Annotated in this window: 8 protein-coding genes; 2 read left to right on the forward strand and 6 right to left on the reverse strand. The window is 73.6% G+C overall.

Annotated elements, in window-relative coordinates; all coding sequences use genetic code 11:
- From CNO22_RS21780 to CNO22_RS21795, 4 genes are all read right to left on the reverse strand, one after another.
- Positions 1–603 (reverse strand): thiamine pyrophosphate-binding protein (locus CNO22_RS21780; RefSeq protein WP_269799617.1); only part of this gene is annotated, 603 nt, incomplete at its 3' end.
- Positions 587–1,567 (reverse strand): Bug family tripartite tricarboxylate transporter substrate binding protein, encoded by a 981-nt coding sequence (locus tag CNO22_RS21785; RefSeq protein WP_100501339.1) that lies wholly within the window; start codon positions 1,565–1,567, stop codon positions 587–589. The genes CNO22_RS21785 and CNO22_RS21780, both read right to left, overlap by 17 nt.
- A complete protein-coding gene (locus tag CNO22_RS21790) occupies positions 1,564–3,177 on the reverse strand; it encodes a tripartite tricarboxylate transporter permease (protein ID WP_100501340.1) in 1,614 nt (537 codons plus the stop codon). The genes CNO22_RS21785 and CNO22_RS21790 overlap by 4 nt, the downstream gene beginning before the upstream one ends.
- 1 nt (position 3,178) lies before the next feature.
- Positions 3,179–3,670: a tripartite tricarboxylate transporter TctB family protein gene (locus CNO22_RS21795; RefSeq protein ID WP_100501341.1), complete on the reverse strand. Its 492-nt coding sequence runs from the start codon at positions 3,668–3,670 to the stop codon at positions 3,179–3,181.
- Between the two features lie 117 nt (positions 3,671–3,787).
- Here CNO22_RS21795 and CNO22_RS21800 point away from each other — a divergent pair, with 117 nt between their 5' ends.
- A complete protein-coding gene (locus tag CNO22_RS21800; RefSeq protein WP_157937061.1) occupies positions 3,788–4,702 on the forward strand; it encodes a LysR substrate-binding domain-containing protein in 915 nt (304 codons plus the stop codon).
- Positions 4,703–4,723: 21 nt separating this feature from the next.
- Here the strand turns inward: CNO22_RS21800 and CNO22_RS21805 are convergent, their stop codons facing one another.
- A complete protein-coding gene (locus CNO22_RS21805; protein WP_100501343.1) occupies positions 4,724–5,725 on the reverse strand; it encodes a tripartite tricarboxylate transporter substrate binding protein in 1,002 nt (333 codons plus the stop codon).
- Between the two features lie 195 nt (positions 5,726–5,920).
- Here CNO22_RS21805 and malQ point away from each other — a divergent pair, with 195 nt between their 5' ends.
- Complete coding sequence (gene malQ, locus CNO22_RS21810) at positions 5,921–7,813, forward strand: 4-alpha-glucanotransferase (RefSeq protein ID WP_232807246.1); 1,893 nt, start codon at positions 5,921–5,923, stop codon at positions 7,811–7,813.
- 69 nt (positions 7,814–7,882) lie between these two features.
- Here malQ and CNO22_RS21815 read toward each other — a convergent pair whose 3' ends face one another.
- On the reverse strand, positions 7,883–10,483 hold the full coding sequence (locus tag CNO22_RS21815) for an ExeM/NucH family extracellular endonuclease (protein ID WP_100501344.1): 2,601 nt from the start codon (positions 10,481–10,483) through the stop codon (positions 7,883–7,885).
- Between the last annotated feature and the right edge of the window lie 492 nt (positions 10,484–10,975).

The raw sequence follows: 10,975 nt of genomic DNA on the forward strand, positions 1-10,975 counted from the left end.
AGATGGGGATAAGCGACAGCGCGCGGGGTTGCCGGCCGGTGCGGCGAGCAGGTCGGTCGGCACGCCGAGGTAGACCGGCCCGGTGGGCGCGGTCAGGGCGACCGAGCCGGCACGGACCGTGTCCGCGTACAGCTCCCCGGCCGCCGAGGTCACCAGGGTCTCCTTGGTGACCGGGGCGAACATCGCCGCCTGGTCGCGGGTCTCGTGCAGCACGCCGCGGTACACGCCGGGACGCCGCAGCGTCGACGGGATGTCGGTGGCGACCACGAGCACCGGCGCCCCCGAGGCCATGGCCTCCCCCGTGGCGCCGAGGGTGTTCGCCGCCCCCGGCCCCGTGGTCACGACGGCCACGCCGAGCCGGCCGGTCGCCCGGGCGTAGCCGTCGGCCGCGTAGACGGCCGACTGCTCGTGCCGGACGCCGACCACCCGCAGGCCCGCGGCCGCGGCCGCCTCCCACACGGCGAGGTTGTGCACGCCCGGCAGCCCGAACACGACGTCCACGCCGAGGTCCTGCAGGCCCGCGACGAGGTGGTCGGCTCCGGTCGGGCTCCCCTCGGCTGCGGCGTCGACGGGGACGGGGACGGCCTCAGCCGCCGACGACATCGCGGAAGGTCTCCTCGGTCTCGACGAACAGCTCGGCCAGGCCGGCGCTGCCCACGAACTCCTCCGGCACGTACCGGGGGTCCAGCGCCTCGACGACGGTCTCGTCCTCGCCTGCGCTGCGCAGTGCGTCCTCGAGGGTCGCGACGACCTCGTCCGGCGTCTCCGCGGGCGCGATGACCCCGAACGTGGTGGTGCTCTGGGTCAGCTCCGGGTAGCCCAGCTCCACGAACGTCGGCGCGTCGACGTAGGGCAGCCGCTCCTCGGTGCCGACGGCGAGCACCCGCAGGTTCCCGGCCTCGATCGCCGGCAGCATGTCCTGCGAGAGGTTGACGAAGCCGGCCGGGACGTTGCCGCCGAGCAGCGCGGTCTGCACCTCGGCGTTGCCGTCGAACGGAACCACCGTGAGCGGCACGTCGTAGAGCTCGCTGATCCGCCGGGTCTCCGCGGCGTGGGTGTTCGTGGCGCCCGGCGTGCCCACTCCGATGCTGTCCGGCTGCGAGCGCGCCGCCTCGAACAGCGACTCCAGGTCCTGGTGCGGGGAGTCGGCGGGGACGACGATCCCCGACGGCACCTGGGTGACCACGCCGACCGGCGCGAAGTCCTCGCGGGTGTAGCCGACGTCGTTGGACAGGTAGTTCAGCACCGCCGTGGGCAGGGCGGTCATCGACAGCGTGTGGCCGTCGGGCTCGGCGGAGATGAGCTCGATGTAGGCGGTCGTGCCGGAGGCCCCGGGCAGGTTCTCCACCACCACCGGCTGGCCGAGCTCCTCCTCCAGATGGGTCCCGAGGGCCCGCGCCGCGATGTCGGTCGGGCCGCCGGCGGCGTAGGGCACGATCAGCCGGATGTCCTGCGACGGGTAGTCGGCGGTGGCGGTGCCGCCATCGCCGCCTGACTGCTGGGCGCAGCCGGTCAGGGCCGAGACGGTGACCAGCAGGGCGGCGGCCAGGGGGCGCAGCGATCTCATCGTTCTCCAGAGCTCGAGGGGACGTCGGCGTCGGTGGTGTCGGGGGTGGGCCGGTTGGCGCGCCCCGGAGTCGGCTCCGTGGGCTCGGCGCCGGCCTCGACCTCTCTCTCGGGGTCGACGTGCCGGAAGGCGGTACGCCGCTTGCGTGCGGTGAGGATGCTGGCGACGACCACGAGGGCCATGACGGCCAGGAGGCCGCCGGACAGGGGCCGGGTGACGAAGATGTCGAGGTTGCCGTTGGAGAGCAGCATCGACTGCCGGAACGCCCGCTCCATGATCTCGCCGAGCACGAACGCGAGCACCAGCGGCCCTGGCTCGAAGCCGGTCTTCTTCATCAGCCAGCCGACGACGCCGAACACCAGCACGACCCACATGTCGAAGGAGTCGTTGTTGACCGAGAAGACGCCGGCCATGGTGACCACCAGGGCGAACGCGGCCAGGATGCCGGTCCGGACGCGCAGCAGCTGCACGAAGACCCCGACCAGCGGGATGTTCAGCGCCAGCAGCATCACGTTGCCGATGACCATCGAGGCGATGACGCCCCAGAAGATCTCCGGCTCCTGGCTGATCAGCTGCGGGCCGGGCGTGACTCCCTGTACCAGCAGCGCACCGAAGATCAGCGCCAGCACGACGTTGGCCGGGATGCCGAGGGTCAGCAGCGGGATGAACGCCGAGGTGGAGGAGGCGTTGTTGGCCGTCTCCGGCCCGGCGACGCCCTCGATGGCGCCCCTGCCGAAGCGGCTCGGGTCCTTGGCCCGGCGCTTCTCCAGCGCGTAGGAGGCCAGCGAGGAGATCACGCCGCCGCCCCCGGGCAGCACACCGATGACGAAGCCGAGCACCGAGCCGCGGGCGATGGCCCCGGAGGAGTCGCGGAAGTCCTTGCGGGTGGGCCAGATGTTCCTGATCCCGCGGGTGACCGCCTGGACCTTCTCGGTGCGTTCCAGGCTGTGCAGGATCTCCCCGACACCGAACAGGCCCATGGCGACCGCGACGAAGTCCACCCCGTCGAAGAGGGCCACCTGGCCGAAGGTGAAGCGGCCGGTCCCGGTGATGGGGTCCTGCCCCACGGTCGCCAGGAGCAGGCCCAGCGCCGCCATCGCCAGGCTCTTCAGCGGCGTGCCGGTGCCGAGGTAGGTGACCAGCAGGATGCCGAGCGCGGTCAGCGCGACGTACTCCGGCGGGCCGAAGGTGACCGCCAGGTCAGCCAGCGGCGGCGCGAGCAGCATGAGCCCGAGGACGGAGAGGATGCCGCCGACGAACGAGCCGACGGCGGCGATGCCCAGCGCCGGGCCGGCCCGGCCCTGCTTGGCCATCTGGTAGCCGTCGAAGGTGGTGACGACCGAGGCGGCCTCGCCGGGCAGGCGCAGCAGCACCGAGGTGATCGTGCCGCCGTACATCGAGCCGTAGTAGATGCCGGCCAGCAGGATCACCGCGGTGGCCGGCTCGATCGTGTAGGTCAGCGGCAGCAGCAGCGCGATGGTCGCGGTGGGGCCCAGCCCCGGGAGCACGCCGATGACGGTGCCGATGAGCACGCCAACGAAGACGTAGAGCAGGTTGACCGGGTCCAGGGCCACCGAGAAGCCCTGGACGATGCCGTCGAAGATCCCCATGTCACCCACCGAGCAGCTGGTCGACGGGGCCCGCGGGGAACGGCACCCCGAGGGCGATCACGAAGACCAGGTGCAGGAGCAGCGCCCCCGCGACGCCCAGGACCAGCGCCATTCGCCAGGACTCGTCGCCGAAGAACCGCAGCCACGCGGTCAGGAGCAGGAAGGTGGGGATGATGAAGCCGATCGCCACGAAGAGCACCACGAACAGCGCCAGGCCGACCAGCCCGGCCGCGATCCGCGCCGTTCCCGCCGTCCAGGCTTCGTAGTCCTCGGCCGGGTCGAGGAACAGCAGCGCCGCCGCGGTGCCGGTGAGCAGCGCCGCGACGACGGCCGGCCACAGGCCCGGGCCGGGCGCCGTCAGCTCGCCGAGCCCCATGCCCTGAGCCGTGAGCAGGGCCGCCACCCCCAGCGCGAGCAGCAGCAGCGGGGCGATCCGGCGCAGCTGGGACCGGGCGCCGGCCCGGGGCCGACGTTCACGTGCCGGTGCGGACATGGGCTCCTCGTCGGTTCGCGGCGGGTGTGACGACCGACACTAGAAGGGACATTGTTCGTGGTCCAATAACGAATCGGGTGGCTGTCGATAAGCCATGTGCATCGGTCAGGAGGTCCTGTGGAGCTGCGCCACCTCCGGGCGTTCACCGCTGTGGCCGAGGAGCTGCACTTCGGCCGGGCGGCACACCGGCTGCACATCGCCCAGCCGGCGCTGAGCCAGCAGGTCAAGCAGCTCGAGCAGGACGTGGGTGCGGTGCTGCTCGAGCGGACGACCCGGCAGGTGCGGCTCACCACTGCCGGCGCGGTGTTCCTCGAGCACGCCCAGCGCGTCCTTCGGGAGGCCGAGCTCGCCCGCGAGGCGGTGCTGGTCACGGAGCGGGGCGAGCGCGGCGAGCTGCGCGTCGGGGTGACCGGCGTGATCACCTGGCGGCTGCTCCCCCGCATGGCGCGCGCCTACCGCCGGCGCTATCCGCAGGTCCGGCTGGAACTTCGGCCGTCGGTGTTCAGCGCCGCCCAGGTGAGCGCGCTGATCGACGGGCAGATCGACGTCGGGTTCCTGCGCGCGCCGGTGCCCACGGGGCCGCTGGCCAGCCGGGTGATCCTCAACGAGTCCCTGACGGCCGTGCTGCCCCAGGACCACCCCCTGGCCGGGGAACCCGAGGTCCACCTGGCCGACCTGGCCGACGACGCCTTCGTCAGCTACGTCTCGATGCAGGGCTCGGCACTGCGGGACGCCGCGGTGCACGCCTGCTTCGCCGCGGGGTTCACCCCGCGCGTGGTCCAGGAGGCACCGGACACCCACACCGTCGTCGCGCTGGTCGGCGCCGCCGTGGGCGTGGCCCTGATGCCGGCCTCGGCGGAGACGCTGCAGATCGAGGGCGTCGTCTTCACGCCGATCGCCGGCGGGGTCGACGTCCGGGTGCCGATCGCCCTGGCCTGGCGGGAGGGCGACACCTCGCCGGTGCTCGCCGGCTTCCTCGCCACCGCCGAGGAGGTCCTGCCCAGTCCGACGCCAGAGCGTGGCAGGCACTGAGCGGCGCCCGGACGCCACCGCCTAGTCCTGCAGGAGGGGGCCGTAGACCTCGACGATCTCGTCGATCCGGGCCTGGAACTCCTGCTGCCCGATGAAGCTGTCCGGCACGTACTGGTCGCCGAGGGTCTCGACCACCTCGGGCTTCTCCAGGCACGCGCGGACGCCGTCCTCGAGGGTCTGCAGCACCTCCTCGGGCGCGCCGGCCGGGGCCGCGAGCCCGAACACCGACACGCTGTTGGTCAGCTCCGGGTAGCCGAGCTCGGCCAGCGTCGGCACGTCGGGCAGGTAGTCGACCCGCTCCGCCGGACTGATCGCCAGGGGCACGAAGCTGCCGGCCTCGATGTTCTCGAGGACGTCCTTGGAGGCGTTGATGAAGACGGCGTCGACGTTGCCCCCGAGCAGCGCCGTGGTCATCTCCGCGTTGCCGCTGAACGGCACGCGCGCGACCTCGACGCCGTACTCCTCGGCCAGCCGCTGCAGCTCCATCGCCTGGGACGTCGTCGCCCCGGGGACGCCGACGGTGACCTGGCCCGGGCTCTGCTCCGCGGCGGCGAAGAAGGCCTCGGCGTCGGCGAACCGGGACCCCTCCCCCACGGCGAGCACCGAGGGGATCTCGGTGACCGCGGCGATCGGGACGTAGTCCTCGTTGGTGTAGCCGACGTCCTCCTGCAGCGGGTTGGTCGCCGAGGCGGGCACCGCGATCAGCGACAGGCTGTGGCCGTCGTTGCCGCCCTGGATCATCGCCTGCATCCCGAGCGAGCCCGACGCGCCCTCACGGTTCTCCACCACGACCGCCGAGCCGAAGTCCTCCGCCAGGCAGTCGCCGACGGTGCGCGCGGCCAGGTCGGTGGGGCCGCCGGGGGCGTACGGCACGTAGAGCGTGATGTCCTCGGTCGGGTACTCCGACGCAGGGGCCGCTGCACCTGTCCCGCCGCCGCCCTCCTGCTCAGTCTCGGCGCACGCGGCGAGGAGAACTGCGGACGCCGCCACGAGGGCGGGCAGGAAGGACCTGGGGGATCTCATGCATGCCTCCACGGATGCGGATCGGTCGCGGCGCGTCGCCGCCCCCGGAGCCTGCGACCCGCCGCTCCGGCTGTCACCGGTGACAGCAGAACCGTTCCGAAGTCGTGACCGTCACCACAGGAGCGCGGCCGGGCGAGAGCGGCACCACTCGCGGCCTGCGGTGTGGGCGGCGGGTGCGCTGGGGAGTATCGGGGCGTGACGCGCACTCCCACCACCGACGAGTGGGGCATCGACGCCACCTGGCTCGACGCCCTCGACGAGGAACACCAGGTCGCCGAGGCCACGATCGAGCGGCTGCGCGAGGTGATCGGCAGCCCGCCGGCCGACCTCGAGGACCGCGCCCCCATCGTCGCCCGCCCCGGCGACGTGCTGGAGGTGGACGAGGCCGAGGTGACCCTCGAGGACGGCTCCACCCGGCACGTCGACGGCGAACTGCCCGACGACTTCCCGCTCGGCTACCACTGGCTGCAGGCCCCCGGCGGGCCGCGCCGCCGGCTGGTCGTCTCCCCCGGCCGGTGCTGGCTGCCCGACGAGCGCGCCTGGGGCTGGGCGGTGCAGCTGTACGCCACCCGCAGCCGCGACAGCTGGGGCATCGGCGACCTCGCCGACCTGCGCGCCGTCCGCGAGATGACCGCGGAGCAGGGCGCCGGGTTCGTGCTCATCAACCCGCTGCACGCCGTCGCCCCCACGCCGCAGCAGGAGGACAGCCCCTACCTGCCGGCCACCCGCCGGTTCCGCAACCCGGTCTACCTGCGGGTCGAGGAGGTGCCCGGCGCGGACGCCGTCGACCTCGACAGCGCGACCGGCCGGGCCCTGAACGACGGCGAGCTCATCGACCGCGACGCGATCTGGGCACGCAAGCGCGAGGTGCTGCGCCGTGTCTTCGACGCCGCCGGCGACGACGACCCCGCCTTCCCCGACTGGTGGTGGCACCAGGGTCAGAAGCTGCAGGACTGGGCGACCTGGTGCGCGCTGGCGGACGTCCACGGCCCGGACTGGCACACCTGGCCCGAGGAGCTGCGCGACCCGCGCAGCGTGGCCGTCGGGGAGTTCGTCGCCGGGCACGAGCGCGACGTCGCCTTCCACGCCTGGCTGCAGTGGTGCCTGCACCTGCAGCTGGAGCGGGCCACCGAGGGCATGACCGTCATCCAGGACCTGCCGATCGGCGTCGCCGGAGGCGGCGCGGACGCCTGGACCTGGCAGGACGTGCTCGCCCAGGGCGCGAGCGTCGGCGCCCCGCCGGACGCGTTCAACTCGCAGGGCCAGGACTGGGGCTCCCCGCCGCTGGTCCCGTGGCAGCTGCGCGCCGCGGACTACGAGCCGTTCGTCCAGTCCATCCGGGCCACGATGGCCGGCGCCGGGGGCCTGCGCATCGACCACGTGATGGGCCTGTTCCGGCTGTGGTGGGTGCCCTCCGGCGGGAGCGCCGCGGACGGCGCCTACGTGCGCTACCCGGCCGAGGACCTGCTCGACATCGTCGCGCTGGAGAGCTCCCGCGCGCAGGCCGTCGTCGTCGGCGAGGACCTGGGCACCGTCGAGGAGGGCGTCCGCGAGGCCATGGCCGAGCACGGCATCCTCAGCTACCGGCTGCTGTGGTTCGAGGACGACGACCCCGCCGAGTGGCCGGAGACCGCGATGGCGGCGATCACCACCCACGACCTGCCGACCGTGGCCGGGCTGTGGACCGGTGCCGACCTCGAGGAGCAGCGCGAGCACGGCACCGGGACCGACGAGGAGCTCGAGCGGGGCCGGGCGTCGCTGCTGGAGAAGCTGCCCGGCCTGCGGAAGAACGCCCGGCCCGAGACGGCGGTGAAGCGGGCGCACGAGCTGCTGGCCCGGGCGCCGTCGCTGCTGCTCTCGGCGACCCTCGACGACGCCCTCGGCGAGCCGCGCCGACCCAACATGCCCGGCACCACCGACCGGCCCAACTGGTCGCTGCCGCTGCCGGTGCCGGTGGAGGACCTGCCGGCGCACCGGCTGCTGCAGGACGTGGCCCGGACGCTGGCCGACGGGGTGACCCGCACCAGCGACCCGGAGGAGGACGCCCTCGGCGAGCAGCCGGGCGGGGAGACCCGCGAGGGCCTTTGACCCCCGACGCGCGTCCGGCGCGGTCCCCGGTCCCCCCGGGGCCGCGCCGGACGCGTCGTCAGGGACGGCTCAGGACTCGGGGCCCTCCTGCTCCCGGGTGCCGTTGCCGCACCCCTCCTCGAGGCCGTCCTCGCCGGGGCCGCCGACCAGCGTGTCGTCGCCGTTGCCGCCGTCGAGGACGTCCCCGCCCAGGCCGCCGAGCAGGACGTCGGCCCCGTTGTCCCCGGCGACCGTGTCCACACCGGCGCCGCCGCAGAGGACATCGTCGCCGTTGCCGCCGCGCAGCTCGTCGTCCCCGCCGAGGCCCATCACGACGTCCCGGCCGTTCGTGCCGTGCAGGACGTCGTCCCCCTCGGTGCCGGTCAGGGTCGGCACGAGGCCCTGGCAGCGCTCGTCGAGGTCGATCCCGACGACGAGCGGGTCGTGGTCGCTGGACCGGTACGGATCGGCGTCGTAGAGCGCCGGGTCGCCGTCGTACTGGTAGGCCGAGGACTCTGCCGAGTTGACGTTCCAGTGCACGACGTCGGTGACCTTGGCGGTGAGGGCCGCGGTGGCCATCGCGTGGTCCAGCGAGCCGGACAGCCCGTCGAAGACGTAGCTGTAGCGGCCGGGGTCGAACCGCTCGCCGAGGTCCGTCCAGCCGGCGGCGCGCAGCTCCTCGACCGGGTCCTCCTGGCTGTAGGCGTTGAGGTCGCCCATGAGGACGACGTCCGGGTCGCCGGTGCGCTGCGCCAGCCCGGCGGCGAAGCCGGCGACCGAGCGCGCCTGACGGACGCGGTCGCCGTTCCACTGGCCCTGCCCGTCGCCGTCGTCGGCGTTGTCGCCGGTGGCGTCGCCGGGGCTCTTGGACTTGAAGTGGTTGGCCACCACGGTGAAGGCGTCACCGTCCGCGACGAACGTCTGCGCCTGCGGCTCGCGGGCGTTGCGCCACACGCCCTCGTCGACCAGGCCGACCGGGTCGCCGACCGGCTGCACGCGGTCGGTGCGGTAGACGATCGCGTTGCGGATGGCGTCCCGCGGGACCCCGTACAGCTCCTGCGGCAGCGGCACGTACGCCCACACGTCCGCACCCGCGGCGTCGTTCAGCCGACCGACGAGGTCGGCCAGCGCGGTGTCGGCATCCCCCCGGGTCAGCCCCGTGGTGTCGGTGTCCTCGATCTCCAGCAGCGTGACGACGTCGGCGCCCAGCGCACGGATCGCCGGGACGATCTTGCCGGCCTGCTCCTCGAACTCCGCCCGGTCGTCGGCGCCGCGGCCCACGCCGCCGAAGGTGAGGAAGTAGTTGAGCACGTTGAACGTGGCCAGCCGGACGTCGCCGCCGACCGGCCCGGGGGCCACCGTGCGGGTGTCCTGCGGTGCGAACACGCCGTCCGCCGTCCCGTCGGCCGGCTGGAACCGCCACTGGCGGAAGCCGTAGCCGAGGACGAGCGGCTCGGTGAGGTCCAGGACGTCGCCGACGCGCACCGGGCTGTCCGGGGACAGGTACGGCCGGTCCGTGACCGACCGCGAGTCGTCCCGGCCGTCGTCCAGCAGGACCCTCCGTGCGGCGTTGCCGGCGACGACCGCGGCGGCCTCCGGGGTGCCCGGCCGGGCGACCTCGGTGGGCTGCACCAGCACGCCGCCCTCGGAGAGGGTCAGCTCGCCGTACCGGGTGAGCGCGAAGACCTCGCTGACGGTCAGCGCGTCGACCGGCTCCACGAGCATGCCCTCGCGCCGCTCGCGGACGGCGTCGTCGGCGGGCAGGTCGAGGGGCGCCGGCGCGGGCTCGGGCAGGAGGTTGTCGGCGCAGACGGCGACGCCGGTGCTCGCGGTGACCTGAGTCTGGCCGAAGGACTCGCTGGGCACGCCGGTGACCGCGACCTCGTCGCCGAGCGCGACCGGCACGGTGCTGAGCACGAAGACGCCGTCGGACGTGGTGGGGTCGTCGTCCCCGGCGTCCTGCAGGTGGAAGCCCTCGAGGCCGTCGGGCCCCTGCAGGTCGGCCACGACCGTGCCGCGGACGGTGACCGTCCGCCCGGCCAGCGGCGTCGCCGCGCCGCTGCCCTGGACCGCGCCGACGGCGTGCGTCACCGGGGTCGCGCAGACGTCGGCCGGCTCGGGTGCGGGCCCGCCGCCGGCGCCGTCGGCCGCTCCCCTGGTCGCCGGTGCGGGCCCGGACCAGGACCCGGCGGCCGAGGCCCGCGACAGGGAGTGGCCCACCGGGGTGCTCTCGGACTCGCGCACGCCGATCTCCGTGCTGGTCATCCCGGCGGCCGGCCCGTCGGTCGCGGTGAACGTCCCCTCGTACGACAGGAACTCCAGGACCGCGCCGTCCTGCAGCAGCGCGAGCCCGTCGGGGCTGCCGTTCTGGAGGCCGGGCACGTCGACGGCGACGACCCGCGCCCCCGCCGGGACGGGGACCGGGACCGGGACCGCCGAGCCGTAGGTCCCCCCGCCGTTGCCGTTGTAGAGGACGAGCGAGAGCCCGGCCGGGCCGGCGCCCTCGGGGACGACGACCTCGACGAACTCGCCGGTGTCGGTGCCGGCGTTGTCGTAGTGGATCTCGGAGACGTACGGCACGGGAGCCGCGGCCGACGCGAGGGCCGGCAGGCCGAGGACGGCGAGGGAGACGGCGGTGGCGCCGACGGCGGCACGCGCGGCGCCGCGGCCGGGACGGGGCGATGGGGGCACGGGGTGGACCTCCGGTGGACGGCGGGGACGACCGGATGCTGACAGCGCCACGTGAACGCTGTCGTCACGGTAGGTGATCAATCGATGACACGCCCAACCGGGTCCTGGCGTCACGGTCGGTCACCACCGCGGTGACCTGTGGTACGCACGGTGCGGACGTCGTCCCGCTGGTCACCGTCCGCCGCACTACGCCGTGGAGCCGCCGTTCGTGTCGAACAGGCGTTCGACCTCGTGCGACACTCTGCGCGTGGCTGGCGGCATGCACCCCGGGCGGTCCGGTCGCTCGCTCGGCGAGCGCGCGGCGCGCTCGCCGAGCGAGCGACCGGACCGCCCGGGGTGCATGCCGCCAGCCACGCGCCCGTCTCTTATACACATGTACGAGCCCACGAGAACGTACTATATGTGGTATGCCTTCTTATTCTAGAAAAAACAACAAGAACAGATGAATCATACAGATGAGCAATATACATAACACACAGTACAACATGCAGA

This window comes from Geodermatophilus chilensis (genome assembly GCF_002802985.1).
GTDB classification, from domain to species: Bacteria; Actinomycetota; Actinomycetes; order Mycobacteriales; family Geodermatophilaceae; genus Geodermatophilus; species Geodermatophilus chilensis.

Bases quoted from the DNA above. Each gene is read 5' to 3' on its own strand.
- CNO22_RS21795 (WP_100501341.1), bottom strand. From the start codon at position 3,670: ATGTCCGCACCGGCACGTGAACGTCGGCCCCGGGCCGGCGCCCGGTCC.
- CNO22_RS21790 (WP_100501340.1), bottom strand. From the start codon at position 3,177: ATGGGGATCTTCGACGGCATCGTCCAGGGCTTCTCGGTGGCCCTGGAC.
- CNO22_RS21805 (WP_100501343.1), bottom strand. From the start codon at position 5,725: ATGAGATCCCCCAGGTCCTTCCTGCCCGCCCTCGTGGCGGCGTCCGCA.
- CNO22_RS21785 (WP_100501339.1), bottom strand. From the start codon at position 1,567: ATGAGATCGCTGCGCCCCCTGGCCGCCGCCCTGCTGGTCACCGTCTCG.